At 64.5% G+C, this 25,820-nt stretch carries 33 protein-coding genes; 14 read left to right on the top strand and 19 right to left on the bottom strand.

Annotated features, from left to right (window positions below; genetic code table 11):
* Positions 1-81: 81 nt before the first annotated feature.
* The 3 genes from GGC65_RS23170 to GGC65_RS23160 form a co-directional block, all read right to left on the bottom strand.
* Positions 82-1,683, bottom strand: a complete 1,602-nt coding sequence (locus GGC65_RS23170) for a lysine--tRNA ligase (RefSeq protein ID WP_192649312.1) — start codon at positions 1,681-1,683, stop codon at positions 82-84.
* Positions 1,684-1,749: 66 nt separating this feature from the next.
* Positions 1,750-2,286 (bottom strand): DUF4199 domain-containing protein, encoded by a 537-nt coding sequence (locus tag GGC65_RS23165; protein ID WP_192649311.1) that lies wholly within the window; start codon positions 2,284-2,286, stop codon positions 1,750-1,752.
* Positions 2,287-2,386: 100 nt separating this feature from the next.
* Positions 2,387-2,797, bottom strand: coding sequence for a response regulator transcription factor (locus tag GGC65_RS23160; protein WP_192649310.1), 411 nt, complete (start codon positions 2,795-2,797; stop codon positions 2,387-2,389).
* 100 nt (positions 2,798-2,897) lie between these two features.
* Between GGC65_RS23160 and GGC65_RS23155 the strand changes: the two genes are divergently transcribed.
* Positions 2,898-3,266, top strand: coding sequence for a PilZ domain-containing protein (locus GGC65_RS23155; protein WP_192649309.1), 369 nt, complete (start codon positions 2,898-2,900; stop codon positions 3,264-3,266).
* Positions 3,267-3,270: 4 nt separating this feature from the next.
* On the opposite strand, the gene GGC65_RS23150 is transcribed toward GGC65_RS23155, so the two are convergent.
* Entirely contained in the window at positions 3,271-3,705 is a 435-nt protein-coding gene (locus tag GGC65_RS23150; RefSeq protein WP_192649308.1) for a hypothetical protein, read from the bottom strand.
* 124 nt (positions 3,706-3,829) lie between these two features.
* Between GGC65_RS23150 and GGC65_RS23145 the strand changes: the two genes are divergently transcribed.
* The 3 genes from GGC65_RS23145 to GGC65_RS23135 all read left to right on the top strand — a co-directional run bounded on the left by GGC65_RS23145 (position 3,830) and on the right by GGC65_RS23135 (position 7,882).
* Entirely contained in the window at positions 3,830-6,562 is a 2,733-nt protein-coding gene (locus tag GGC65_RS23145) for an ATP-dependent DNA helicase (RefSeq protein ID WP_192649307.1), read from the top strand.
* Between the two features lie 57 nt (positions 6,563-6,619).
* A complete protein-coding gene (locus GGC65_RS23140) occupies positions 6,620-7,171 on the top strand; it encodes a SixA phosphatase family protein (RefSeq protein WP_192649306.1) in 552 nt (183 codons plus the stop codon).
* A 111-nt stretch (positions 7,172-7,282) separates the two neighbouring features.
* Complete coding sequence (locus GGC65_RS23135) at positions 7,283-7,882, top strand: hypothetical protein (protein WP_225940973.1); 600 nt, start codon at positions 7,283-7,285, stop codon at positions 7,880-7,882.
* Between the two features lie 36 nt (positions 7,883-7,918).
* On the opposite strand, the gene GGC65_RS23130 is transcribed toward GGC65_RS23135, so the two are convergent.
* The 5 genes from GGC65_RS23130 to rpmF all read right to left on the bottom strand — a co-directional run bounded on the left by GGC65_RS23130 (position 7,919) and on the right by rpmF (position 10,969).
* A complete protein-coding gene (locus tag GGC65_RS23130; RefSeq protein WP_192649304.1) occupies positions 7,919-8,308 on the bottom strand; it encodes a MerR family transcriptional regulator in 390 nt (129 codons plus the stop codon).
* A 15-nt stretch (positions 8,309-8,323) separates the two neighbouring features.
* Complete coding sequence (locus GGC65_RS23125; RefSeq protein ID WP_039573003.1) at positions 8,324-8,617, bottom strand: integration host factor subunit alpha; 294 nt, start codon at positions 8,615-8,617, stop codon at positions 8,324-8,326.
* 153 nt (positions 8,618-8,770) lie between these two features.
* The gene (locus tag GGC65_RS23120) at positions 8,771-9,736 is read right to left on the bottom strand and encodes a beta-ketoacyl-ACP synthase III (protein ID WP_318780229.1); all 966 of its coding nucleotides are present in this window, start codon (positions 9,734-9,736) and stop codon (positions 8,771-8,773) included.
* On the bottom strand, positions 9,733-10,767 hold the full coding sequence (plsX, locus tag GGC65_RS23115) for a phosphate acyltransferase PlsX (RefSeq protein ID WP_192649303.1): 1,035 nt from the start codon (positions 10,765-10,767) through the stop codon (positions 9,733-9,735). The genes GGC65_RS23120 and plsX overlap by 4 nt, the downstream gene beginning before the upstream one ends.
* A 22-nt stretch (positions 10,768-10,789) precedes the next feature.
* A complete protein-coding gene (gene rpmF, locus GGC65_RS23110; RefSeq protein ID WP_011541714.1) occupies positions 10,790-10,969 on the bottom strand; it encodes a 50S ribosomal protein L32 in 180 nt (59 codons plus the stop codon).
* A gap of 316 nt (positions 10,970-11,285) precedes the next feature.
* Here rpmF and GGC65_RS23105 point away from each other — a divergent pair, with 316 nt between their 5' ends.
* On the top strand, positions 11,286-11,726 hold the full coding sequence (locus GGC65_RS23105) for an MAPEG family protein (protein WP_192649302.1): 441 nt from the start codon (positions 11,286-11,288) through the stop codon (positions 11,724-11,726).
* A 6-nt stretch (positions 11,727-11,732) separates the two neighbouring features.
* Here GGC65_RS23105 and GGC65_RS23100 read toward each other — a convergent pair whose 3' ends face one another.
* From GGC65_RS23100 to GGC65_RS23085, 4 genes are read right to left on the bottom strand one after another with little or no spacing between them, the layout of a single operon-like run.
* Positions 11,733-12,398, bottom strand: coding sequence for an MBL fold metallo-hydrolase (locus GGC65_RS23100; protein ID WP_192649301.1), 666 nt, complete (start codon positions 12,396-12,398; stop codon positions 11,733-11,735).
* Positions 12,399-12,443: 45 nt separating this feature from the next.
* A complete protein-coding gene (locus GGC65_RS23095) occupies positions 12,444-13,010 on the bottom strand; it encodes a TIGR02281 family clan AA aspartic protease (protein WP_192649300.1) in 567 nt (188 codons plus the stop codon).
* 34 nt (positions 13,011-13,044) lie between these two features.
* Positions 13,045-13,668, bottom strand: a complete 624-nt coding sequence (locus GGC65_RS23090; RefSeq protein WP_225940972.1) for a hypothetical protein — start codon at positions 13,666-13,668, stop codon at positions 13,045-13,047.
* Positions 13,665-14,390: a YgfZ/GcvT domain-containing protein gene (locus GGC65_RS23085; RefSeq protein WP_192649298.1), complete on the bottom strand. Its 726-nt coding sequence runs from the start codon at positions 14,388-14,390 to the stop codon at positions 13,665-13,667. Before GGC65_RS23085 ends, GGC65_RS23090 begins: the two co-directional genes overlap by 4 nt.
* A 151-nt stretch (positions 14,391-14,541) precedes the next feature.
* On the opposite strand from GGC65_RS23085, the gene pyrC reads away from it, so the two are divergent.
* Positions 14,542-15,564 carry a dihydroorotase gene (gene pyrC / locus GGC65_RS23080; RefSeq protein ID WP_192649297.1) on the top strand — a complete coding sequence of 341 codons (1,023 nt, stop codon included), beginning with the start codon at positions 14,542-14,544 and terminating at the stop codon, positions 15,562-15,564.
* A gap of 88 nt (positions 15,565-15,652) precedes the next feature.
* Here the strand turns inward: pyrC and rarD are convergent, their stop codons facing one another.
* A complete protein-coding gene (gene rarD, locus GGC65_RS23075; protein ID WP_192649296.1) occupies positions 15,653-16,570 on the bottom strand; it encodes an EamA family transporter RarD in 918 nt (305 codons plus the stop codon).
* A gap of 20 nt (positions 16,571-16,590) precedes the next feature.
* Positions 16,591-16,812: a membrane protein gene (locus GGC65_RS23070; protein ID WP_039572978.1), complete on the bottom strand. Its 222-nt coding sequence runs from the start codon at positions 16,810-16,812 to the stop codon at positions 16,591-16,593.
* Positions 16,813-16,991: 179 nt separating this feature from the next.
* On the opposite strand from GGC65_RS23070, the gene GGC65_RS23065 reads away from it, so the two are divergent.
* From GGC65_RS23065 to GGC65_RS23050, 4 genes are all read left to right on the top strand, one after another.
* Positions 16,992-17,387 (top strand): glycine zipper 2TM domain-containing protein, encoded by a 396-nt coding sequence (locus tag GGC65_RS23065; RefSeq protein ID WP_192649295.1) that lies wholly within the window; start codon positions 16,992-16,994, stop codon positions 17,385-17,387.
* Positions 17,388-17,549: 162 nt separating this feature from the next.
* Positions 17,550-18,101, top strand: a complete 552-nt coding sequence (locus GGC65_RS23060) for a GNAT family N-acetyltransferase (RefSeq protein ID WP_192649294.1) — start codon at positions 17,550-17,552, stop codon at positions 18,099-18,101.
* Entirely contained in the window at positions 18,098-18,538 is a 441-nt protein-coding gene (locus tag GGC65_RS23055) for a DUF1330 domain-containing protein (protein ID WP_318780228.1), read from the top strand. The genes GGC65_RS23060 and GGC65_RS23055 overlap by 4 nt, the downstream gene beginning before the upstream one ends.
* An 85-nt stretch (positions 18,539-18,623) precedes the next feature.
* A complete protein-coding gene (locus tag GGC65_RS23050) occupies positions 18,624-19,373 on the top strand; it encodes a hypothetical protein (RefSeq protein ID WP_192649292.1) in 750 nt (249 codons plus the stop codon).
* 81 nt (positions 19,374-19,454) lie between these two features.
* On the opposite strand, the gene GGC65_RS23045 is transcribed toward GGC65_RS23050, so the two are convergent.
* The 3 genes from GGC65_RS23045 to thiS all read right to left on the bottom strand — a co-directional run bounded on the left by GGC65_RS23045 (position 19,455) and on the right by thiS (position 20,878).
* Positions 19,455-19,637, bottom strand: coding sequence for a CsbD family protein (locus GGC65_RS23045; protein WP_192649291.1), 183 nt, complete (start codon positions 19,635-19,637; stop codon positions 19,455-19,457).
* Positions 19,638-19,907: 270 nt separating this feature from the next.
* On the bottom strand, positions 19,908-20,678 hold the full coding sequence (locus tag GGC65_RS23040) for a bifunctional sulfur carrier protein/thiazole synthase protein (protein WP_192649290.1): 771 nt from the start codon (positions 20,676-20,678) through the stop codon (positions 19,908-19,910).
* Complete coding sequence (gene thiS, locus GGC65_RS23035) at positions 20,675-20,878, bottom strand: sulfur carrier protein ThiS (RefSeq protein WP_039580119.1); 204 nt, start codon at positions 20,876-20,878, stop codon at positions 20,675-20,677. The genes GGC65_RS23040 and thiS overlap by 4 nt, the downstream gene beginning before the upstream one ends.
* Before the next feature lie 79 nt (positions 20,879-20,957).
* On the opposite strand from thiS, the gene GGC65_RS23030 reads away from it, so the two are divergent.
* The 4 genes from GGC65_RS23030 (at position 20,958) to GGC65_RS23015 (ending at position 24,841) form a co-directional block, all read left to right on the top strand.
* Positions 20,958-21,398: a type II 3-dehydroquinate dehydratase gene (locus GGC65_RS23030; RefSeq protein ID WP_192649289.1), complete on the top strand. Its 441-nt coding sequence runs from the start codon at positions 20,958-20,960 to the stop codon at positions 21,396-21,398.
* Between the two features lie 70 nt (positions 21,399-21,468).
* Positions 21,469-21,954, top strand: coding sequence for an acetyl-CoA carboxylase biotin carboxyl carrier protein (accB, locus tag GGC65_RS23025; protein WP_192649288.1), 486 nt, complete (start codon positions 21,469-21,471; stop codon positions 21,952-21,954).
* A gap of 10 nt (positions 21,955-21,964) precedes the next feature.
* Positions 21,965-23,326 (top strand): acetyl-CoA carboxylase biotin carboxylase subunit, encoded by a 1,362-nt coding sequence (gene accC, locus GGC65_RS23020; protein WP_192649287.1) that lies wholly within the window; start codon positions 21,965-21,967, stop codon positions 23,324-23,326.
* A gap of 153 nt (positions 23,327-23,479) precedes the next feature.
* Entirely contained in the window at positions 23,480-24,841 is a 1,362-nt protein-coding gene (locus GGC65_RS23015) for a L,D-transpeptidase family protein (RefSeq protein WP_192649286.1), read from the top strand.
* 180 nt (positions 24,842-25,021) lie between these two features.
* Here GGC65_RS23015 and GGC65_RS23010 read toward each other — a convergent pair whose 3' ends face one another.
* Positions 25,022-25,720, bottom strand: a complete 699-nt coding sequence (locus GGC65_RS23010; RefSeq protein ID WP_318780227.1) for a murein L,D-transpeptidase catalytic domain family protein — start codon at positions 25,718-25,720, stop codon at positions 25,022-25,024.
* Positions 25,721-25,820: the final 100 nt, after the last annotated feature.

The following is a 25,820-nucleotide window of genomic DNA, read 5'->3' as shown; positions in this document are numbered from 1 at the left end:
AAGTCGAGATGCCCGTCAATCTTGCGCCGTCCCGATGGGTGTCTCGACTTCGCTCGACACGAACGGATTTTCAATATGGTTTCAGGCCAATGCCTCGGCGATCAGCCGCCGCGTATTATCGATCCCGAACAGCGCGATGAAACTGCCCATGCGCGGCCCCGCGCTCGATCCAAGCAACGTCTCGTACAGCGCCTTGAACCAGTCGCGCAGGTTTTCAAAGCCATAGACCTCGTTCTTGCCGATTTCGTAGACGATGTTCTGGATATCGTCCGCACCGGCATCGGCGGGCAATGCCGCGAGCTTGTCGTCGAGTTCCTTCAGCGCCGCTCCCTCGCCGCCCACCGGCTTACGGCGGCTGAGCGTGGGCGCGACATAGTCGCGGTTATACGCCATCGCATTGTCGATCAGCCGGTCGAGTTCGGGATAAGCCTCCGCATTCGCACCGTCGACATATTGCCCGAGGTAGCGCCAGATCTGGTCCTTCGACGCATCGGCGCCCATCACCCCGACAAGGTTGAGCAGCAGCCCGAACGTCACCGGCAGTTCGGCCGACGGCATATCCTCGCCGCGCGCGGCATGGACATGGTGCACGGGATTGCCGAGCTTCTTGTCGGGCTCCTGCGCCGCATAATTGCCGCGCATTTGCAGATATTCGTCGACCGCCTTCGGGATCACGCCGATGTGCAGCTGCTTCGCCGCCTTGGGCTCGCGGTAGGCGAAAAAGGCCAGGCTTTCCTCGCTGCCATAGTCGAGCCACTGCTCGAGGCTCAGGCCATTGCCCTTCGACTTCGAAATCTTCTCGCCCTTTTCGTCGAGGAACATTTCGTAGATCAGCCCCTCGGGCTTGCGCCCGCCGAGTGCCTTGGCGATCTTGCCTGACTGCGTGCCGCTGTCGGTCAGATCCTTTCCATACATCTCGTAATCGACGCCCAGCGCGACCCAGCGCATCGCCCAGTCGACCTTCCACTGCAGCTTCGCGCCGCCGCCGAGGATCGAGTGGGTGATCGTCTCACCCTCATCCTCGAACGACACGAGGCCGGCGTCGGCATCGACGACGGTCACCGGGACCTGCAGCACGATCCCCGACTTGGGGCTCACCGGCAGGATCGGCGAATAGGTCGCGGCGCGCTCGGCGCGCAGCGTCGGCAACATGATGTCGAGGATGTCCTGATTGTGCCGGAGGACATTCTTCAAGGCGTCGTCAAACGCGCCCGACTTGTAACGCTCGGTCGAGCTGACGAACTCATACTCAAAGCCGAAGCGGTCGAGAAACTCGCGCAGCATCGCATTGTTATGATGCGCGAAACTCTCATACTTGCCGAACGGGTCGGGGATCGCGGTGAGCGGCTTGCCGAGATATTCGCGCAGCATGTCGCCGTTCGGCACATTGTCGGGAACCTTGCGCAGGCCATCCATATCGTCGCTGAACGCGACGAGCCGCGTCGGCGCGCCGCCGGTCAGCGCCTCATAGGCGCGGCGGACCATCGTCGTGCGCAGCACTTCGTTGAAGGTGCCGATGTGCGGCAGCCCCGACGGACCATAGCCCGTCTCGAACAATATCGCCTCGCCACCGGGCTTGCCGTCCGGATAGCGTTTGACCAGCTTGCGCGCTTCCTCGAACGGCCAGGCCTTGGACGTTTGCGCGGGTTCGCGCAGCGAAGGATGAAGGTGCAAGTCAGTCATGCCGCGCCCATAGCGGCAAGAAGCGAGGATGGGAAGAAGACCGCGCCGATCCCCTTCCCGTCGACCTCATCCGCGCGGCTGCGTTGCGGGCATGAAGCTGCTCCGGCGCAGCAGCGCCGCCGATACGATCGACACCAGCAGCGCGACGGGCAATATCTCCGTCAGGGTCATCGCCATACGAAACAGCGGATTCTCATACTGCTTTCCGAACGCCTCCATCTCCGCGGCAAATTGTGCGATCTCGGCCGCCGATTTGCCGCCCGCGCGCATGATTTCGATATTGTTGGCGGCATAATCGGCGATGAAGGTTCCGCCGGTCTGCCACATATAGAGCTCCCAGCCGAGAATATAGAAAACCGACGCGACCAGCCCGATGCCGAGACCGACCCCGACCGCCTTCCAGAAGCCGATCACACCGCCCAGATTGACGTCACGATAACGTTTGACCCCGACGAACACAAAAATCAGCGCGACCAGCATCGACAGATAGCCGGCAACCATCCCCATCATGCCGTAATCGGCGACAAAGCTGATGTTGAAGAACATGCCGATGGCGACGATGACGCCGGCGATGGCGCCGTAGACTGCTATAATCCTGCCCATGATCCTGTCTCCCCTATGGATGGAATGCCATGCGAACTGGGCAGGAACAACGGACGAAATCCATCGCCCAAACGGGTGATTTGGCGGGTTTGGTCCAAATTTACGGCAGAATGTCGAGTGCCTGCGCCTTCTGCACCGCCTGCGTCCGGCTGGCGACCGCGAGCTTTTCATACACCCGCGCGACATGCGTTTTCACCGTGTTCGGCGAGATATCGAGCTGCCGCGCGATCACCTTGTTGGCGTGCCCCGCCGCCAGCATTTCGAGCACCTCGCATTCGCGCGCGCTCAGCCCCAGCGCCGCAATCGCCGCCTCGTTGCGTACAAAGGCCTGGCGCGGCCGCGCGGTCAGCCGGTTGCCCGCCCAAATGCCGAGCCCGACGCAAATCACCGCGACGCACACGATATAAAATTCGGTCGACCAGCGGTGCACGACATGTTTGTAATTCAGCCACTCGAGCAGGAACGCCGCTGCGGCAAGCGCGATGCCGTAGAGGATGATCGGGCGGACCATGATCAACATAGACCACTGCCAGCCATCGCTTGCAATATTGTCCCGGCCCGACCCAACATCGTTACCGGAAAATTTACCATGCGGGCGTAGCGTCCCGGACATGGACAATTTTCGCACCCCCACCGCCCGCGGCCACAAACGCACCGCCGTTTCGATCGACGTCACCGTCAACGGCGTGCTCAACTTCGTCGATGGCCGGATCACCGACCTGTCCGAAGGCGGCGCGCGGATCGACGGGGCGAGCATGCCCGCGCGCTCGCGCTGCGAGATCCATTTTGGCGGCGAAGTTACCTATGCCATCGTCATGTGGTCCGAGTTCGACCGCATGGGCGTGCGCTTCCCGTACGAATTGACGCATGGCCCGCTCCACGCCGCGCTGAACCGCGCACGTCGCGCGTCGATGATCGAACCCGCGCAGATTTTCCACACGGCCCGCGCGCCCGTCTTCGGACGCCGCGGACTCAGCTAAATACTCAGAAGGGCGCGATCGCCACGCCGTCGCGCTCATTATCCCAGATCATCGCCATGATCCGCCAGCCGCGGTCGGGATCCTGGAACAGCTGGATCGAATTGATCCCGCGCCGCTCGGGCTTCGCATCGCCCAACGCGGAGCGCGCCTCATAGGCGCTCCAGACATGCGCGATATTGCCGAGCACATCGATCCGCCGCCCGATCTCGACTTCGAAAAAATCATTCGCCGCGAAGAAGGGGGTCGTGTCGCGGGCATAATCGTCGAGTCCCATGCTCCGGAACGTCGCTCGGCCATCGGCATCGATCCCCGTCCGGATCTGCCGCGCATCGGGATGAAAGCAATTCGCCTGCCGTGACCAGTCGCGCGGCCCCTTGGGCCCCGAGATCATCGCATACATCTCGTCGACCACCGCACCAATCGCCGCCTCTTCGCTCATCCCGATTGTCCTTTCGCTTAACTTGGATCAAACTTCGCCGAACCGGTTGGCGGCCGCAAGAAGAAAGCTTCCGATCGCCCCGGACCACCTTGCCGCGTTCGCCTTTTGTCCCTAGCGTCGGGCGATGGCCCCCGACCCGCTCACCCTGCCTGCGATCCACGCGAGCCATATCGGCATCTGGATCGCCGATACGCACGGCCGCGTGCAGCGCGTCGGCCGCGGCGAAGCGATTGCCGCGGTCGCGGCCACGCCGCACCTGCTCCTGAATGCGACGCTGACCGGCGACCGGCTCGGCTATCCCGAGCTCTCGGGTCTCGACCTGCTCGAACTCTTCGCCTTCCTCTATCCCGCGCGCTTCGCGGTGCCGACCCCGGCGGGAATCGCCGCGGCAATCGGCTTGCCGCCGCCGAAGAGCGAAGAAGATATCGCGGCCTTCCTGCCGAAGGCGGCGGCAGCGATGCTCGCCAGCATCGACGATCCCGACTGGCCCGAGCGCGAAGGCGCCTGGCACGGCATGCAGGCGCTCGCCCGCCAGCGCTGGTCGTGGTCGCCGCTCATCCAGCGCCTCTCGGCGCCCGACGCCAACGAACGCTGGCTGTTTTCGCGCCTGCCCGAATGGGAAGAGGGGCCGCCGCGCGGGCAACCGCGACAGGTGACGATCAACGAAGCCGATGTGTCCGCGCGGCTCGACCGGCTGACCGGCGACGGCGCCGAACGACGGCCGGGGCAGCAGGATTATGCCCGCGCCACCGCGTCGATCTTCGCGCCGCGCGAGCGCAAGGACGCGCCGCAGATGCTGGTCGCCGAGGCCGGAACGGGCATCGGCAAGACGCTCGGCTACCTCGCTCCCGCGAAGCAGTGGATCGACCAGTCGGCGGGCGCGATCTGCATCTCGACCTATACCAAGGCGCTGCAACGCCAATTGTCGCGCGAGACCGAGAAGCTCTACCCCGACGCCGCGACGCACCGCGAAAAGGTGGTCGTGCGCAAGGGGCGCGAAAATTATCTCTGCCTGCTCAATCTCGAGGACGCGCTGCAGGGCGGCTTTTCGGGGCGCGCCGCGATCCTGGCACAATTGGTGGCGCGCTGGGCCGCCTACACGCGCGACGGCGACATGATCGGCGGCGACCTGCCCGGCTGGCTCCCCGCCCTGTTCCGCCGCAACGGCACCACCGCGCTCACCGACCGGCGCGGCGAGTGCATCTATGCGGGCTGCCCGCATTTCCGCAAATGCTTCATCGAACATTCGGCGCGCGCCGCGACGCAGGCCGATATCGTTATCGCCAACCACGCACTGACGATGGTGCAGGCGGCGCGCCCGCGCGACGGCGGCGCGCCCGCAACGCGCCTCATCTTCGACGAAGGCCATCATCTGTGGGACGCCGCCGACAGCATGTTTGCCGCCGCGCTCACGGGCCAGGAAGCGGTCGAAATCCGCCGCTGGGTGCTGGGGCCCGAGGGCAAGTCACGCGGGCGGCGGCGCGGGCTCGCTGCGCGCCTCGCCGATGTGGCGAGCTATGACGAGGCGGGCGACCGCGCAATTCAGGCGGCGATCGCCGCCGCCGCCGAACTGCCCGGCGACGGCTGGCTCGGCCGCTTGTCCGAGAATGATCCGTGGGGCGCGATCGAGCGGTTGCTCGTCGCCGTGCGCGGGCAGGTCTATGCCCGCGCGGTCGACACGCGGACCGCCGATGCAGGCTACGGTCTCGAAACCGAACTCGCCGATCCCGAACCCGAACTCGTCACGGCGGCCGCCGGCGCCAGCGACGCGGTCGAGGCGCTGTTGCGTCCGCTGATGGCGCTCGGCAAACGGCTCGAAGCCTTGATCGACGACCCGCCCGACTGGCTCGACGGACAGGCCCGCGCGCGGGTCGACGGCGCGCGCCACAGCCTGGGCACGCGGATCGACACGCTCGGCGGCTGGCTGTCGCTGCTCGGGCGCGTCGGCGGCCCCGCCGATCCCGATTTCGTCGACTGGCTCGCGGTCGACCGCTACGACGGCCGCGAGTTCGACACCGGACTCCATCGTCATTGGCTCGACCCGGCCAAGCCGATCGCCGAGGTCGTTTATCGCCCGGCGCAGGGTGTGCTCGTCACCTCCGCAACGCTGCGCAACGGCGGGCACGGGCACGGCGGCTGGACCGATGCCGATATTCGCACCGGCGCGCGCCACATGGACGGCGGGGTCCAGCATTTCGCAGTCCCCAGCCCCTTCGACTATGCGCGCCAGTCGGAGGTGCTGATCGTCACCGACATCGCGCGCGGCGACCTCCCTGCCCTCGCCGGCGCATACAGCCGCCTGATCGAGGCGTCGGGCGGCGGCGCACTCGGGCTGTTCAGCGCGATCCGGCGGCTGCGTATCGTCCATTCGCGCATCGCCGACCGGCTCGCGCGCGCGGGGTTGCCCCTGTTCGCACAGCATGTCGATCCGCTCGACACCGGCACGCTCGTCGACATCTTCCGCGCCGACCCGCACGCCTCGCTGCTCGGCACCGACGCGCTTCGCGACGGGGTCGATGTGCCCGGCGATTCGCTGCGGCTCGTCGTGATGGAGGGCGTGCCCTGGCCGCGCCCGACGATCCTCCACGCGGCGCGACGCGCGGCGCAGGGCGGCAGCGCCTATGACGATATGGTCATCCGCGGCCGCATCGGGCAGGCATTCGGCCGCCTGATCCGCCGCGCCGACGATTTCGGCCAGTTCGTGATGCTCTCGCCCAGCTTCCCCTCGCGCCTGCTCAGCGCCTTTCCCGAGGGCACGCCGATCCGCCGCCTGCCACTCGACGAGGCGGTCAATCACGTCGCCGCGGCGAACGTCGAACGCAGAAAAACCGCCTTTCCAGCCTTTTCACCGTCATAAGTTTGCGGCACAAGGCCCCCGAACGACGAACAAGGCGTGGGAACGCGGGGAGCGATTTTGAAGACTTTGACCATCCTGCGCCACGCCAAATCGGGTTGGGACGTCCAGGTCGAGCGCGATTTCGACCGCCCGATCAACAAGCGCGGCGCGCGCGGTGCCGAACTGATTGGACAATGGCTGAAGCGGCAGAAGCTGCCCGTCGACCGCATCATCGCCTCGCCCGCGGTCCGCGTTACCGAGACGCTCGATATCTTCCAGCCGGCTGCCGATCTCGACAATCTCGAGCCGCATTGGGACCGGCGCATCTACCTCGCCTCCGCCGCGACACTGATCGACGTCATCCGCGACACCGGCAAGGATGCGCAGCATCTGTTGATTTCGGGGCATAATCCCGGGCTCGAGGATCTGATCCTGATGCTCGTCCCCGATGTGGCGGACGACGAATTGCGCGCGAAGGTCGATGAGAAGCTGCCGACCTCGGCGCTCGCGCGGCTCGAACTCGATATCACCGACTGGCACGATCTCGACACGAACAGCGCGCGTTTCGTCGGCTTCATCCGCCCGCGCGACCTCGACCCGGCGCTCGCGCCGGCAATGGACGATGATTAAGGTCTAGCGACCGCTTTGGGGTGGGAAGCGGACGTTGCATTATGAGGCAATCCGGAGGACCATGATCAAATGCGCTCAAATTCATATCTTGTGGCGACAATGCCACTCATAATGATGGTTTCAGCTCTGGTTGGCTGCGGAACGCCGGAGCCGCCGAGAGCTTCAACCGGTGACAAAGGGCCCAAGGCCATCGCGAAATCTATGAAACAAATGGAGAAAGATCGCGCCGTGTTTGAGGAGATGGCCCCTCCCGGATGGTCACTCCAACGCTTTGAAGAGGGGTTGGCCAGCTATGTCGTTTCGATCAAGCGAAGGCCGGGTGCGCCAGAAATCGGACTTGTTTCAGGCCACATCACATTGGATGGTCGGAACGAACCAATGGTCAAACTTCGAAGAGGATTCTCTAGACGCGGGGATCAAAGTGAACAAGATCGCGAAGAGGTTTTAAATCTCTATCCGGACTACGAAGGTTATAAAAAAGACGCGGCTATAGGATCCATTGGGTACAATGTGAAACGTGGTGAAGATATTCGTGCATTAAAATATTACAATTTCGAAAAGAATATATCATGTTACGGCCATAAGCCCGGCAATTTTAGGTGTTATTGGGGCATTCCAGAGAAGCGGATGGGAATTATATTCCATTCGGACGATCTTGGTGTCGTGCTGCCTTATGTGCTGGAAAGGGCTGATGTCGGCCAAAAGCTCTAAAGAATGTCAAAAAACGGTCGCCAGCTGTCGTTGCCCTCAGCCCAGCGCCGCAGCTAGGCGCTGGCGCAACGCGATCAGCGCTTCCACGGGTATGGCGCGCGATTGCGCCGCAACCGCAACCGGTTCCGGCGCTGGGAAGGGCGTCGGCCGCGGCGCCGACCCTGGCTCGGACAAAGCCTTGCGCGCACCCTCGACCGTAAAGCCCTGCACATGCAGCAGATGGTGGATACGCTCGGCGAGCGCGACGTCTTCCGAACGATAGTAGCGGCGGCGCCCCGACCGCTGGAGCGGCTTCAGCTGCGGAAAACGCGTTTCCCAATATCGCAGCACATGCGTCGGGACGCCGATGCGCACCGCGAGTTCGCCGATGGCGAGCATGGCGCCGGACGCCTTGCCGCCATCGTCGGTCAGGTCCGCACCCGACATCAGGTCAGGCCCGGTTTATTTGCCGGCAACGCGGGCTCGCATCGTCTGGCTGGCGCGAAAGGTCATGACGCGCCGCGGCAGGATCGGCACTTCGATGCCGGTCTTCGGATTGCGGCCGATCCGCTGCGCCTTGTCGCGCAGCACAAAGGTGCCGAAGCCCGAGATTTTGACATTCTGCCCGACCGCAAGCGCGTCGGACATATGATCGAGAATCGATTCGACAATCGATGCCGATTCATTGCGTGACAGGCCGATCTGCTGGTTGATCCGCGTCGCAATGTCGGCCCGTGTGAGCGTCCCTGCTGTCATGATGATCCCTTCCCCCTCACTGAAGCGAATATAGTCGATTGAGTCCCGGACAGCCCCCACCGTCACGAGTCCCGTTACCATATGTAACAAATGCGAATTAATCCGCCAAACTGAAACGGATGGAGCGAGAAGTTGACGCGCCGGATCGAAGCGTCAAACGCGCAGGACCGCAGCGCCCCAGGTAAAGCCGCCGCCCATCGCTTCGAGCACGACGAGATCGCCGCGCTTGATCCGCCCGTCGCGCACCGCCAGGTCGAGCGCGAGCGGCACCGAAGCCGCCGACGTATTGGCATGCTGGTCGACGGTCAGAACAACGCGTTCGGCCGGCAAACCCAGCTTTTTGGCGGTTGCGTCGATGATCCGTTTGTTCGCCTGATGCGGCACGACCCAGTCGATCTGCTCGGCCGAGAGGCCGACATCGGCCATCACTTCGCCCAGCACCGAGGCGAGGTTGGTAACGGCGTGACGGAACACTTCGCGGCCCTGCATACGGACATGCCCAACCGTCCCGGTGGTCGACGGACCGCCGTCGACATAGAGCATGTCTGCGTATTTTCCCTCGGCATGCAAACGCGTTGCGAGGATGCCCCGATCGTCGTCGACATCCTTTGCCGACAGCACAACCGCGCCCGCGCCATCGCCAAAGAGGACACACGTCGTGCGGTCTTCCCAGTCGAGGATGCGGCTGAAAGTTTCCGAACCGATCACCAGCGCATGCTTGGCCGCGCCCGTGCGCAGCATCGAGTCGGCGACCGAGACGGCGTAAAGGAAGCCCGAGCAGACGGCCGCGACGTCGAAGGCGATGCAGTCGGGCGTGCCGAGCAGCGCCTGCACCTTGGTCGCGCTCGCCGGGAAGGTGTTGTCGGGGGTCGCGGTCGCCACGATGATCAGGCCGATTTCGGCTGCTTCGAGCCCGGCGGCCGCCAGCGCCTTTTTCGCGGCATCGGCGCCGAGCGTCGCGGTCGTCTCGTCGGCTTCGGCGATATGGCGAAAGCGAATGCCGGTGCGCTCGACGATCCACTCGTCGCTTGTGTCGACACGTTCGGCGAGTTCGGCGTTCGAAACGCGGTTACGCGGCAGCGCCGAGCCGGTGCCGGCCAATATCGCGCGCAGCGTCATGCCGCGGCGCCGCTACGGAAATTCGCGAGATCTTCGGTCACCTGACGCGTGATATCCTTTTCGATCAGCTCGGCGCAGAGGTGCACGCAATTGGCGACCCCCTTCGCATCCGCACTGCCATGGCTTTTGAGCACCACGCCGTTGAGGCCGAGGAACACCGCGCCGTTGTGATTGTTGGGATCGAGGTGATGCTTGAGCAATTCGGTCGCGGGGCGCGAGATCAGGAAACCGATCTTCGAGCGCGTCGAGCTGGTGAAGGCGCGGCGGAGCAGGTCGGTCACGAAACGCGCCGTCCCCTCGATCGTCTTCAAGGCGATATTACCCGAAAAGCCGTCGTGGACGATCACATCGACATCGCCGCGCGACAATTTGTCGCCCTCGATAAAGCCCGTGAAGTCCATCGGCAGCCCGTGCGCCTCGCGCAGCCGTGCCGCGGCATCGCGAATCTCGTCGGTGCCCTTCAGTTCCTCGGTGCCGATGTTGAGCAACGCGACGCGCGGTTTTTCCAGCCCCATCGCGGTGCGCGCATAGGCGGCGCCCATCACGGCGAACTGGATCAGGTTGTTGGCGTCGCAATCGGTGTTGGCGCCAAGGTCGAGCATGACGACGTCATTGGCGCCGAGCGTCGGCAGCAGCGCCGCGAGCGCCGGCCGGTCGATCCCCGGCATCGTGCGAAGCGCGAGCTTCGCCATCGCCATCAGCGCGCCGGTGTTGCCCGCGGACACGGCGCCGCCGGCATCGCCGCGTTTCACCGCGTCGATCGCCAGCCCCATCGAGGTGCTTTTCGCCTTGCGGATCGCCTGGCTCGGCTTGTCCTCGCCCGTCACCACGCCGTCGGTGTGGATGATATCCGACGCCGCGCGCAGATTCGGATGGTTTTCAAGCGCTGCCTTGATCTGCACCTCGTCGCCGACGAGGATGAAGCGGAGGCCATCGTGCTTGTGGCGCGCCATTGCGGCGCCGGCGAGCATCATGCGCACGCCGACGTCACCGCCCATCGCATCGATTGCGATTCGCGGTGTCAGTACCATTTCGACGCCCTCCGGCTAATGCTTATGCGCCGACCGACACCACTTCGCGGCCATTATAGTGGCCACAGGCGTTGCAGAGGTTGTGCGGGCGCTTCAGCTCGCCGCAGTTCGGGCATTCCTGAAAGGCTTCAACCTTCAGGCTGTCGTGGCTGCGACGCATGCCGCGCTTCGAGGGCGAGGTTTTTCGCTTGGGAACGGCCATGATATTTCCTGCATTCTTAAAGTGTGTGTCACGAATCGGCTACCCGGATTTGTCACCCCGTCGCCGGAAATGACTGGCCCGCCCGCCGTGCGAAGGCTTGTTCCTGCCTGTATCAGCCAAGAAAAATCTTCCGCCGGAGGGTGCCTCAACGCCAGATGGTGTCGGGTGCCGGATCGGGCGGGGCTATAGCGTTTTTGCCCGCAAAGGCAAGCCCATTGCGTCCTTCATCTCGATGGCTTGCCGCCTTGGTTCGAGGATGTCACAGCTATGTTGCTCGATCACGACAATGTGGCAGCTAAGATTTGGGGGAAGCAACATGATAATCTTGCCGATCAGCCTGACGATCGCCGCCGGCGCCGCGCTGCTCAACCTGTGGCTTTCGGTTCGCGTCGGGCGTGTCCGCACGAAAGAAAAGGTCTTTATCGGCGACGGCGGAAACGAACCGCTGACGCGGCGGATGCGCGCGCACAGCAACTTCGTCGAAAACACGGCCTTCGTGCTGATCCTTCTTGCGCTCGTCGAACTCGGCCTCGGCTCGTCGATGTGGCTGTGGGGAGTCGGCGCGCTCTATCTTCTCGGCCGCATCTTCCATGCGCTGGGCATGGACGGGATGATGTGGGGCCGCATGGTCGGCACCGTGATCACGATGCTGACCCAGCTCGGTCTTGCCCTTGGCGCGCTGGCGATCGTCTATCTGACCCCGACCAGCATCACCACGACCGAGATCGTCGAAACCGAAGTCGCTGCACCGAGATAAATCGGCCTAATTGCCCAGCGCCATATCGCTCACGAACGGATTGGTCCGCCGTTCGTGCGCGAAATTGCTGTGCGCGCCGTGCCCGGGCAAGAAAGTCGTGTCGCCGCCGAGCGGCCACAGCTTTTGCGTGATCGAATCGAGCAATTGCTGATGATTGCCGCGCGGGAAGTCGGTGCGGCCGATCGATCCCTGAAAAATCACGTCGCCGACGATCGCGAGCTTCGACGGGCCATGATGGAAAACGACATGGCCCGGCGTGTGCCCCGGGCAATGGATGACGTCGATGGTCAGGTTACCAACGGTCACCGTATCGCCATCGACGAGCCAGCGGTCGGGCTCGAATGATTCGCCGACCATGCCGAAGCGCGCGCCATCTTCCGCAAAGGCGTCGATCCAGAAGCGGTCGTCCTCGTGCGGCCCCTCGATCGGCACGCCGAGTTCCTTCGCGAGCATCCCCGCTTGCCCGCAATGGTCCATATGCCCATGGGTGACGAGGATTTTCTCGACCTCGACCCCGGTCTGCCGCGCCGCTTCCTTGAGCTTGTCGAGGTCGCCGCCCGGATCGACGAACGCCGCCTTGTTCGTCTCGGTGCACCACAGCAAGGTGCAATTCTGCTGGAAAGCGGTGACCGGCACGATCGCGGCGCGAAGCGGAGGATTGGGAGCGTTCATGGCGCTCGATGTGGGGAAATAGGCGCCGATTGGCAAGTCTGCGCCTCAGCGCAGCGTCATCGTATCGCCTTCGACGTTCACCGCCGCGAGTTTCGAGAGGAAGCTTTGCCCGAGCAGCGACACGCCCATATCGGCGTCGATGACCGCCGCCTGCACACGCCGCACCTCGATCCCTTCAACCTCGACGCTGTCGAGCGTCACCATGCGCATCGGCACGACGCCGCCCGCGGTGTTTGCGCTACCGCCGACCGGAAGATCGTCGACGTTGATCCCGATCGCCTCGGCATCGCTCCGGGTCAGCGCGACGACCGACGCGCCGCTATCGACGAGCATGCGAATGTTCCGCCCGTCGATCTCGGTATCGGCATAGAAATGCGAATCGCTCGACCGGCCGAGCAGCACCTCGCGCGGCCGGCCCGAACCGCCATTGGCCTGGGCTGCGGCCAACGACCGGTCCTTGCGGACCTTGTGCGTCGTCCAATTGTCGTGATTGCCCGAAACGACGTTCGTCGGTTCGACGACGTCATCGGACGAAGACTGGCTGGCGATGCCCGCCAAGCCGACCGAAACTGCCGCGATCACCGCAGCCAATCCAAGAAAGCGCCCCAACATGATGCGCTTTTCGCAAAAGAGAGTTGGAGATTGGTTAAACCGGAGCGCCCTGCTCGATGAACGCGCGCCATGTCGGCGCCTCGCCGCGAATGCTGTAAGCGATCCGCGCGCAGGCATAGGAGCGCCCCGCCCGATTATCAGCCTCGACCGCGGTCGTGGGCCACGGTCCGGTGCCATTTCCGCCCGCCGACCAGCAGACGAGCGCCTCGGCTTCCTGGCCAGCCTCGATCGCGGCGCGTTCGTCGGCGCTCAGCGACATCGGCGCGTTCCAGCCGAGGATCGCGCGGTGCGTAAAACCCTTCGAGAAAAGCGCATGCAGGAACGGGCTGTTCCGATCGACCAGCAGGTTCGCTACACGCGCCCGATCCTCCGCAGACAGCCATTGCCCGCCCAGCAAAGGGCCCCACTGCGCCTCGTCGCGCGAACGAAGCGCCCTCGCCAGTTCATCCGCCGCGGCTGCGAAACGCGGCGTCCATGCGGATTCCGCCGCCAGCGGGGCGAGTCCGGAAGACGGTTGCGCAGCCTCGGGCTCGGTCGGCAACAACGACGTCGGCGCCGCAACCGCAGGGACCGGCAAGGCGAAGACGGCGACGAGCGCCGACGAAATCAGCAAAGCGCGCATGCCCAGCAGTCTAGCAGCAAAGGCTGCATCTGTCATGAACCGGCGGCGAGTCCCTCGCGCATCCAATATGGCGCGGCAGACGCTTCGATATTCTCGACCCGGCGATGCTCGACCGACCAACCGAGCTCGGGATAGGCGATGACCTGCCGTTTCTCATCCTCCTCGGCGATCGGCACGACGACCAGCCGCCGATTGACCTTTTGCCGCCAGTTCATCCGCGCGGTATTTTCCTGCCCGACATAACAGCCCTTGGTGAAGCTGACGCCGTTCAGTTCGACGGCGTTGCATTCGAGCCAGAGCGTCGTGCCATCGCCGAGTTCGGCCCGCCCCTCGGTAACGCCGAGCGACAGCCGGTGCGCGCGCCACGCCTCGTCGGCGCCCTCGCCTTCCCCCGCCGGCGCAAGCCAGCGCTGGCCGAGTTCGGGAAGCCGCGGATCGACGACGCCAAGGTCGCCTTCGGGCGCCCAGTGAACGCACAATGTCTCCTCGCGTTCGATCGTGATCGCACGGCGCAAACGATAGAGCGTCAGCCTTTTGGCAAGGTCGCCCGCCGCATCACGCTCGCAATCGATGAGAATATCCTCGCCATCGCCCCAGATCAGGAAATCGAACAGCGCCTTGCCCTGCGCGGTCAGCAACGCCGCCCACACCGGCAGATTGCCCGACGTGTCGTTGGTGACGAGACCTTGCAGGAAGCCGCGGACATCCTCCCCCGACAGACGGATCAGGGCGCGATTGATCAAGGTGGTATTGGCCATGCACGCGAAATAGGGCCGAAGGTCGACGACTTAAAGCCCCTCCCGCTTGCGGGAGGGGTTTGGGGTGGGCCTGAACCTCGACTTGGGCTAAGCGCCGCAGCGGACTCGCCCACCCCCAGCCCCTCCCGCAAGCGGGAGGGGGGAGACAAAAATGACCGACCGCCTGACGATCCGCCGCCCCGACGACTGGCATGTCCATCTCCGCGATGGCGCGATGCTCAGCCATGTCGCGCAATATACCGCGCGCCAGTTCGCGCGCGCGATCATCATGCCGAACCTGTCGCCGCCGGTGACGACCGCCGAGGAAGGCCGCGCGTATCGCGACCGCATCAACGCCGCCGTCCCCGCCGGGCTCGATTTCACCCCGCTGATCGTCGCCTATCTGACCGACCACAGCGACGCGGACGAAATGGCGCGCGGCCATGCCGAGGGCGTCTTCACCGCGGCGAAACTCTATCCCGCGCACGCGACCACGGGCAGCGCGCATGGCGTCACCGACATCGCAAAGATCATGCCGGTGCTCGAACGCATGGCCGACATCGGCATGCCGCTGCTGATCCACGGCGAGGTCACCGACCATGACGTCGACATCTTCGACCGTGAGGCGGTGTTCATCGACCGCACGCTGAAGGGCCTGGTGCGCGACCTGCCGAACCTGAAAATCGTGTTCGAACATATTACGACCTCCGAAGCGGTCGATTTTGTGACGGCCGCCCCCGCGAACGTCGCCGCGACGATCACGCCGCAGCATCTCCACATCAACCGCAACGCGATGCTCGTCGGCGGCATCCGGCCGCACGCCTATTGCCTGCCCGTCGCGAAGCGCGAGCAGCACCGGCTCGCGGTCCGCGCCGCCGCGGTGTCGGGGTCGCCCAAATTCTTCCTCGGCACCGACAGCGCGCCGCACGCGGTGCACACCAAGGAAGCCGCCTGCGGCTGCGCGGGCATCTTCAACGCCCCCTATGCGCTCGAATCCTACATCCAGGTGTTCGACGAAGAAGGCGCGCTCGACCGGTTCGAGGGCTTTGCCAGCGAGCACGGCCCGAATTTCTATGGCCTGCCGCTCAACACCGACACCATCACGCTCGAACGCGGCGAAACCGTCGTGCCGGACAAGATCGGCGAAGTCGTCCCGTTCCACGCGGGCGAAACGCTCGGCTGGAAGCTGGCCTGATATCCTCTCGTCACCCCGGACTTGATCCGGGGTCCATGACTTCAGCGCCGCAGTGGATGCCGGATCAAGTCCGGCATGACGAAAAAATCTATGCCGCCGGCATCATCCGCTCGGCGCGCATCTTGCGCCACATGTCGAAGCTGAACACTGCGATGCTGACCCAGATCAGCAGGAAGCAGACGAGCTGCGCGGGCTTCAGCGGCTCGTGGAACACGAACAGGCTGAGCAGGAAAGCGATGCTCGGCGCGAGATATTGCACGAAGCCGAGCGCCGCATAGCTCATCCGCCGCGCCGCGGTCGCGAACAGCAGCAGCGGTACCGCGGTGACGACCCCGCCCGCCGCGAGCAGCCAGCTGATCCCCGCCGCCGACCCGAAACCGCGCCCGTCGCCGACCCAGATATAATAGGCCGCCCCGGCAACCGAGAGCGGCAGCAGCAACGTCGTCTCGATCGCGAGCCCCGGCAGCGAGCCCACCGGCACGATCTTGCGGATCAACCCATAGGTGCCGAAGCTGAACGCCAGCGTCAGGCTGATCCACAGCGTATCGAGCGCGCCCGCAAGCAGGATCGCGACGCCGATCCCGGCGATGACGACCGCAAGCGCCTGAAGCCGCGACAGCCGTTCGCCGAGGAAGATCATCCCCAGCATCACATTGACCAATGGATTGAGATAATAGCCAAGGCTCGCCGCGAGCACATGATCGGTGAAGATCGAATAGATATAGACGAGCCAGTTGAGCGCGATCAGCACCGAACTCACCAGCAGCATCCGCAGCACGCGCCAATCGCGGAGCGCCGCCAAATATTCGCCGATCTGGCGGCGGAACGCCATGATCAGGAAACAGAGCGGCAGCGACCAGACGATCCGCTGCGCCAGCACCTCGACCGGCGGCACGCCCGACAGCAATTTGAAGAAGAGCGGGACGAAGCCCCAGATCAAATAGGCGCTGATCGCAAAGGGCAAGCCGCCCTGATGGCTCCCCGCGGGGGCGGAAGGCTGGTTCATGATTGTCTAGCCCGGCTGGTTCAGATGATGCCGCCGCCGAGCATCAGGCGGATGACGCCGATGACGATGACGACGATATTGAGGTTCCGCCCGCTCGTCTTGTCCGACATCGCGCCGAGCGCGAGGCCGACGACGGCGAAGGGCACGATCACCCAGTTCGCCCAGCCGAGCAGCGGGATGAACGCAAAAACGGCCAGAACCAAGGCGATAGCGCCAATGACGAGCGATCCGATATTGAGCATGTCCGGTTTGTCGCATGCCGCCGCCGATGCAGCAAGGCCCTTTCGGTTCGTCGATGGAAACACTCATTTCGTCTTGTTGCCTTGGGTTAATGCAACGGGTTTCGGACCCGGCTCGTTTTCCCCTCGAAGCGCCGGTCTTGTCGAACGGGATGAGGCGCCGAACCAGGAAAGGACTTTTTATGCGTAATTTCACCAAGGGCCTGATGGGCGCTTTTGCCGCCGCCAGCGTCGCCCTGACCGCGCCTGCCTATGCGGGTATCGCGGCTCCGGCGAAGGCCGATGGCTTCCATCAGCTCGACCAGTCGTCGAACTTCTATCGCAAGAAGGATCGCCGCTATTATGCCCGCGACGAACGGATCAACCGTAACACCCGCGTGTGGCGCGGCGAGGACGGCCGTTATCGCTGCAAGAAGGATAATGGCACGACCGGCCTGTTGATCGGTGGCGCCGTCGGCGGTCTCGCCGGCCACGAAATCGCCGGTGGCGGCGACAAGCTGCTTGGCACGATCATTGGTGCCGGTGCCGGTGCGCTGATCGGCCGCGAGGTCGACCGCGACAAATATCGTTGCCGCTAAGGCAAATACGTAAACCGTCTCGCGTGTGAGTTTGGACCCCTCCGCTCACGCACGCTGATGGCGAGGGCGCCGGTTTCACCGCCGGCGCCCTCAAGCGTATCCGCTTGCCGAAACCGTCCTCTTGCCGCAGAAGCGGCGGCCATCCGCTGCGGGAGAGAGATTATGCTGAATGGCCCCCTGCTCGTCACCGAACGACTGATCCTGCGGCCACCCGCGACCGAGGACTTCGACGGCTTTGCCGAAATGTGCACCGAGGAAGACACGATGCGCTTCATCGGCGGCACCTGCCCGCGCTCGGCGGCGTGGCGCATGTGGTGCACGCTCGCCGGCGCTTGGCATATCCGTGGTTTTTCGATGTTCTCGGTGATCGAGCGCGCGACCGGCGAATGGGTCGGGCGCCTTGGCCCGTGGGAACCCGACGGCTGGCCCGCGCCCGAAATCGGCTATGGGGTGCGCGCCAAATTCGCCGGCAAGGGCTATGCGCTCGAAGGCAGCGTCGCGGCGTGCGACTTCGCGGTCGAATTCCTCAAATGGCCCGAACTGATGCACAGCATCGACCCCGCCAATACGCGCTCGCAGGCGCTGGCGAAACGGCTCGGCGCAACGAACAGCGGCCCGACCCGCCTCCCCGCGCCTTTCGAGGACGCGCCCGTCGACGCATGGACGCAGAGCGCCGACGCGTGGCGCGTCAAGCGCAAGGAGTTCCTGCCGTGAGCGAGAGCCACATCGACCCCGAACGCGAACAGTTCGACGCGTTCAAGGCGCTGCCGCGCGACACCGTCATCCACATGCTCAACCTCGTCCGATTCAAGGACAAGGCCGCCTACCCCGCCGGTCACCCGCTGGCGGAACAAGGCCTGACAGGCGCCGAAGCCTATCGTCATTACGGCGCCGATAGCGGCCCCATATTCCAGCGCGTCGGCGGCCGCGTTGTCTGGACCGGAACGATGGAAGCCATGGTGATCGGCCCCGCGGGCGAACATTGGGATGCGGTGTTCATCGCCGAGTATCCGAACAGCGGCGCCTTCATGGAAATGGTCACCGATCCGGTCTACCGGCAGGCGGTGATCCACCGGCAGGCCGCGGTCGAAACGTCGCGGCTGATCCGCTGCGCGCCAAAAGCGTCTCGCTCCGAGACAGTTTTCGGCTGAGAAAGCCCCGGCCGTTAACGCATTTTATTTGGGCCTTTTTGAGCGAAATCGGGCATTCCCTGTAAAGGATAAGGGAGTGTTAGCGATGATATTGCGCGGAAAATGGCTGGTCATCGGCATGCTGATGGCGGCGGCACCGCTCGCCGGGTGCCGGGACAATCCCACGGCCAAAGCCGATCTCGCGCCGCTCGACGACGGGCTGACGAGCGACGATCCCGCGATCAAGGGCTCGCTCGAAGACAAGATCATGGTCGATCCCAAGCTTGCCGGGCAGTCGAACAGGAATGCCGTGGGTCCGGGCAACAAGCCCGTCGACGGCGGCGTTCCCGGCATCGCGGGCGGCAAGGCCGCGACCGCGGCCGAAGCTGCGGCGGCGCAGGCTGCGGGGAAATTGCTCACCGCGCCAAAGGCCCTGCCCTTCGAGGCTGGCTGCGACGGCTGCGAAACGCAAAAGCGCCCCGTCACGATCGGCGCGCTCGCGCGCGACCAGCAAAAGGGCAGCTGCGACGCGAAGCTGACCTACAGCAACGCATGGGCCGACCGCCTGCCCGCCGCATTCAAAGTCTATCCGCGCGCGACGCTCCGCGAAGCTGCGGGCATCGCCGGCGGCAAGTGCAACATCCGCGTCGTCAATTTCCAGACCGCGGCCTCGATACAGGGCGTGCTCGACTATTATCACACAATGGCAATCCGCGCCGGCTACACCAGCGACCACCGCGTCAACGGAAACGAACATATGCTCGGCGGGACGAAGGGCGATCTCGCCTATGTCGTCATGGCGCGCCGCGACGGCGGCATGACCGATGTCGACCTGGTGGCGTCCGGCGGCAAATAAGCCAGTCATAGCATTACAGAAAAAGGCCCCGGGGAGAGGGATCCCGGGGCCTTTTTCTTTGCTTGCGTGACGAGCAAGCGGTCAGATCTTGTCGCCGAGCGCGCCTTGGACCTTGCCCTTCAGATTCTGGGCTTCGCCCTTGCGCTCCTGCGCCTCGCCTTCGGCACGAAGGCGCTCGTTGTCGGTTGCCTTGCCGGCCGCCTGCTTCACATTGCCGGCAGCTTCATTGGCGATGCCTTTTGCCTTTTCGGTCAGTTCACCCATGGGGAATCTCCTTGGCTTTTCAGAGGCGGGAGGGGCTCGCCTCGTGCAGGAAGAACGGGTGGGAACGCCCCGCGTTGCGCCGCGCGGGACAAGGCGTTGCAAAGGAAAGACTAATGCGCGTCCGCTCGGGGGTGGTGAGTTGCCCTTTGTGCACCCCGGCGAAAGCCGGGGCCCAGTGCGGAAAAGCGCAAGGTCGGCGTTGAAATTCTGTGCCCCGGCTTTCGCCGGGGTTCACATCTCTATCGGCAGCTCCCGGTCGCTAGCCGCCGCTCAAATCAACCCTGCCAGCGGGCTCGACGGATCGGCATATTTGCGAAGCCCCATGCGTCCCGACAGATAGGCATCGCGCCCCGCCTCGACCGCCAACTTCATCGCGCGCGCCATGCGGATCGGGTCCTTGGCCTCGGCGATCGCGGTGTTCATCAGCACACCGTCGCAACCGAGTTCCATCGCCACCGCTGCGTCGCTCGCGGTACCGACGCCGGCATCGACGAGCACCGGCACCGACGCGCCCTCGACGATCAGGCGGATCGTGACGCGGTTCTGGATGCCCAGCCCCGACCCGATCGGCGCGCCGAGCGGCATCACCGCGACCGCGCCCGCGTCCTCAAGCTGCTTCGCGGCGATCGGGTCGTCGACGCAATAGACCATCGGCAGGAAGCCCTCTTTCGCGAGCACTTCGGTCGCCTCCAGCGTCTCGCGCATGTTCGGATAAAGCGTCTTCGCCTCGCCGAGCACCTCGAGCTTCACCAGATCCCAGCCCCCCGCCTCGCGCGCCAGCCGCAGCGTACGGATCGCGTCATCGGCGTTGAAGCAGCCCGCTGTGTTGGGCAAATAGGTGATCTTCTTGGGATCGATATAATCGGTCAGCATCGGCGCATTCGGGTCCGACACATTGACGCGGCGCACCGCTACGGTGACGATCTCGGCGCCCGACGCTTCGACCGCAGCGGCATTCTGCTCGAAATCCTTATATTTGCCGGTCCCGACAATCAGCCGCGACGTGAACGTCCGTCCGGCAACACTCCAAGTGTCGGTCAACACCCGCCTCCTACGAAATGAACGATTTCCAGCGCATCGCCCTCGGCGAGCGCAACATCGGCGAGCGTCGAGCGCGGGACGATCGCGCGATTGCGCTCGACGGCGACCTTTTTCACATCGAGGCCGAGCGAAGCAACGAGATCGGCTACGCTGCCCTCGCGCACCTGCCGTGTTTCGCCATTGAGGATCACAGAAATCACCGCGTAGCCGCCTTGCTTTGCCTTTGCCGAGCAGCCCATATAGGGGGAGCGCATTGCGTAGCAACCGAAAGACCATGCTTTGACCGACAAGCCGACCGTCTTTGTCTTCTCCGGCCCCAATCTCAACCTGCTCGGCACGCGCGAGCCCGAGATTTACGGCCACGACACGCTGAACGACATCCACGCGCGGCTCGAAGCGCAAGCGGCCGACCTCGGCCTCCGCGTCGAGTGCCGCCAGACGAACCACGAAGGCGTGCTGATCGACTGGCTGCACGAGGCCTATGTCGCGGGCGCCAAGGCCGTGTTGCTCAACGCCGGCGGCTATACGCACACTTCGATCGCGATTCACGACGCGATCAAGTCGATCAAGGTGCCGGTGATCGAGGTCCATCTTTCGGACCCGATGAAGCGCGAAGAGTTCCGTCATATCAGCTATGTAGGCATGGCGGCGGTCGACCATTATGCCGGTCACGGCGCGGAAAGCTACACGCTGGCGCTGGACGCCGCCGCCCGTCTCTGACAATAGGGCGCATCAAAAAACGGGGTCAGGGCGTTGCACCGACAACGCCGCAACAACAGGAAAAATTCTCATGGGTGACCATAAAGACAATGGCATCAACATCGATCCGGCCTATGTCCGCGCGCTCGCCGAGCTGCTCGACGATACCGGATTGTCCGAAATCGAAGTCGAGGATGGCGAGCGCAAGATTCGCGTTGCGCGCCAACTGAACGCCGCCGCGGCGCCGGTTGCATACGCGCCCGCGCCCGTCGCGGCCCCTGCCGCGGCGCCAGCCGCTCCGGCTGCTGCACCCGCTGCCGCCGCGCCCGCAGCCGACAGCTTCGTCGACGCCGTGAAGTCGCCGATGGTCGGCACCGTCTATCTCGCCCCCGAACCGAGCGCGCCCAATTTCGCCGCCGTCGGCTCGGCAGTGAAGGCTGGCGACACGATCCTGATCATCGAGGCGATGAAGGTGATGAACCCGATCGTCGCGCCGGCATCGGGCACGCTCAAGGCCGTGCATGTCGAGAACAGCCAGCCGGTCGAATTCGACCAGCCGCTGTTCACCATCGGCTGAGGCCCCACCCATGGGCATTGAAAAACTCCTGATCGCCAACCGCGGCGAGATCGCGCTGCGCATCCATCGCGCGTGCCACGAAATGGGCATCAAGACCGTCGCGGTCCACTCGACCGCCGACGCCGACGCGATGCACGTCCGCCTCGCCGACGAGGCGGTGTGCATCGGCCCGCCGGCGGCGAAGGACAGCTATCTCAACATCCCCGCGATCATCTCGGCCGCCGAAATCACCGGCGCCGACGCGATCCACCCCGGCTATGGCTTCCTGTCCGAAAACGAGCGCTTCGCCGAGATCATCGAGGCGCACGACATGGTCTTCGTCGGGCCGAAGCCCGAGCATATCCGCACGATGGGCGACAAGGTCGAAGCAAAGCGCACTGCGGTCGCGCTCGGCCTCCCCGTCGTTCCGGGCTCGCCCGGCGCCGTGACCTTCAGCGAAGAGACGAAGACGCTCGCGAAGGAAATCGGCTATCCGGTGCTGATCAAGGCCGCCTCGGGCGGCGGCGGGCGCGGCATGAAGGTCGTCCCCGACGAGGACAGCCTCGAAAGCCTGATGGGTCAGGCCTCGTCCGAAGCGGCGGCCGCCTTTGGCGACCCGACCGTTTACATGGAAAAATATCTCGGCAACCCGCGCCACATCGAATTCCAGGTGTTCGGCGACGGCAAGGGCAACGCCATCCACCTCGGCGAACGCGACTGCTCGCTGCAGCGCCGCCACCAGAAGGTGCTCGAAGAAGCCCCCTCGCCGATCATTTCGGCCGAGGAACGCGCGCGCATGGGCGGCATCTGCGCCGATGCGATGGCGAAAATGGGTTATCGCGGCGCCGGCACGATCGAGTTCCTGTGGGAAAATGGCGAATTCTTCTTCATCGAGATGAACACGCGCATCCAGGTCGAGCATCCGGTGACCGAGATGATCACCGGCTTCGACCTCGTCCGCGAACAGATCCGTATCGCGGGCGGCGCGGGCCTGTCGGTCAAGCAGGAAGACTTGGAATTCCGCGGCCATGCGATGGAATGCCGCATCAATGCCGAAGATCCGCGCACCTTCCTGCCATCGCCCGGAAAGGTCACCAACTATCACGCCGCCGGCGGCATGCATGTCCGCGTCGATAGCGGGCTCTACGCCGGCTATTCGATCCCGCCCTATTACGACAGCATGATCGGCAAGCTGATCGTTTATGGCCGCACGCGTGAAAGCTGCATGATGCGGATGCGCCGCGCGCTCGAGGAAATGGTGATCGCGGGGGTCAAGACGAACATCCCGCTGCATCAGGCGCTGCTCGCCGATCCTGACGTCATCCACGGCGACTATACGATCAAGTGGCTCGAGGAATGGCTGGCCAAGCAGGATGAAGCGGCGAAGGGCTAAACCCCATTCGTCACCCCGGACTTGATCCGGGGTCCATCTCCACACCGTCGTCATGGACCCCGGATCAAGTCCGGGGTGACGAAAGTGCGGTTGCGCCGAACTGTGCGGCAGCTCACTTTAACTGTGGATGCTTTTTGGCTATGGCCTTTAACCATGGCCAAAAACGCTCCCTTTTCCGCGCGTCACACTGCGGCGCTACTCCTTCCTCTCAGCCTGCTCGCGGCGCCCGCTTTGGCGCAGCCGGGGGTCAAGGAGGATTCGGTGATCCTTCAGCCCGACAAGGTGAAGGACGACGCGCCCGTAGTCGAAACCGCGGCCGAGGCGAATTTGCCGAGCTGGACGAAGCAGAATGCCGAAGCGTTGCTCGTCTCGATCGAAGGCGTCGGCGCCGAGGGCCTGTTTCCCAAGGATTATAGCCCCGACGCGCTCGCCGCGGCGATCATGGGCGGCGACCAGGCGCGGCTCGACAAGACCGCGACCGACACCTTCCTGCTGCTCGCGACGCACCTGCGCGACGGGCGCACGCCGAATGCCGCGCGCAAACAATGGTTCATGGTCGACAGCGATGGCGATAACGAGCCCCTGCTCTCGCTGCTCGCCGCCGCGCTCGGCGCGGGCACGGTGAGCGAAACGCTCGCAACGCTCGACCCCGTGCATCCCGACTTCGCGGCGCTCAAGGCCTCGCTCAAGAAAGCGAAAACCCCCGCCGATGCCAATGCGATCCGCGTCAACATGGAACGCTGGCGCTGGATGCCGCGCGCGCTCGGCGAACGCTACGTCGTCAGCAACGTTCCCGAATATCTGACCCGCGTCGTCCACGGCGGCACGATCATCGCGACGCACAAGGCCGTCGTCGGCAAGAATTCGACCCCGACGCCGCAGCTCAACCCGATGGCGACGGGCATCATCGTCAACCCGACCTGGACGCTGCCGCGCAGCATCATCAACGAAGGCATCGGCGCTACGATCGCGCGCAACCCCGCCGCTGCGCGCGCGCAGGGTTATACCTGGACCGGCAGCGGAAAGACCCTGTCGGTCGTGCAAAAGGCCGGTGCGAACAACGCGCTCGGCGTGATGAAGATGGAGATGCTCAACCCGCATGCCATCTATCTGCACGACACCCCGTCGAAGGGCGCCTTCGCCGCCGCCGCACGCGCGTTCAGCCATGGCTGCATCCGCACCGAGCGCGCGCTCCATTTCTCGGGCCTGATGGCGGTGATGTTCGCGGGCAAGAGCCCCGAAGAGTTTGGTGAGGCGATCGCCAGTGGCGAGACAACGCGCTTCGGCTTCGACAGCCCCTTCCCCGTCTATGTCGCCTATTGGACCGTCATTCCCGACGGCAAGGGCGGCGTGAAAAAGCTCGCCGACATCTATGGCCGCGATGCGCCCGTGGTGGCGAGCTTCTCGCAGCCCGGCCGCCCGACCGCAACGATCATCGCGCCAACGCCGCCTGCGGTCGTGCCGACGGTCACGACCGCGCGCGCGACGACGCCAGGGACTTCAGGGATTTATTGAACGGCCGCTTTGCGACCGGAAGCTTCCGTAGCTTTTGTCGTCACCCCGGACTTGATCCGGGGTCCCGCTTGAGATCAAAGGCAATCTGCGCGTCAAAAAAGCGGGATCCCGGATCAAGTCCGGGATGACGAAGGAAAGGGAAACGGCGTCCGCTCCCCATCCGCCACACGACGCTGATTATCAATCCGCCGTCTTCGGCAGCGGCCCGCTGACCGAGCTCGCGCGCCGCATATTCTCCATCCCCGGCAGCGGATCGGCTGGCGGCAGCTCGAACAGCTTCGGCATCGGTGGCGGTTCGCTCAGCCGGTCGGCGAACAGCAGGCGCCCCGGCCCGAGCTTGTATAGGATCATCGGGAGCAGCTCTTCGCCAAAGACGAAACAGCCCTCGCTGCGCCCCAGCTTCCCCTGCGTCGCGATTAGCGCCGGGTCGGCGTACCATGCGCCATGCACGACGATCGCACGCTGGTCGGCCGAGTAATTGTCGGGCTCCAGTCCCGCGAGGCGCATCGACGATCCGTTCGAGCCCCAATAATAATCGCTCGTGCGATACGCACCGCGCGAGGTCGCGAGCGACCCCATGCGGTTCGAAAAGCTCTTGAGCCAGCCGTCGTGCTGCGGGTCCGACCCGCGCCCGTGCGTCACCGGGAACATCTCGACCTTGCCCGCGACCATGTCGACGAGCGCAAAGCGCGGACGCGACGACGGCAGGCCGAAATCGACCACGCCGACGCGGTCGCTCTGCGGGATATTGCGTCCCTGCATCGCGAGCTGCTTCTTCGCTACGGCAATATAGTCGACCGGCGGCGGCAAGGGCGCAACCGGCTGCTGAATCCAGTTGGGCAGTTGCGCGCGCGCCGACGTGGCGGCCAGTGCCCCCACACCTGCGATCCCGGCCAACAACGCCCTGCGATCAATCAATTCATTCACTTTGAGCAACAACCCCGCATCGGCCGCCCATTGACGGTCCCCACGACTTTGC

The sequence above is a fragment of the Sphingopyxis sp. OAS728 genome, assembly GCF_014873485.1.
Lineage (GTDB): Bacteria > Pseudomonadota > Alphaproteobacteria > Sphingomonadales > Sphingomonadaceae > Sphingopyxis.
The sequence above is the reverse complement of the archived record's forward strand: the minus strand, read 5'-3'. Positions and strand labels throughout refer to the sequence as shown.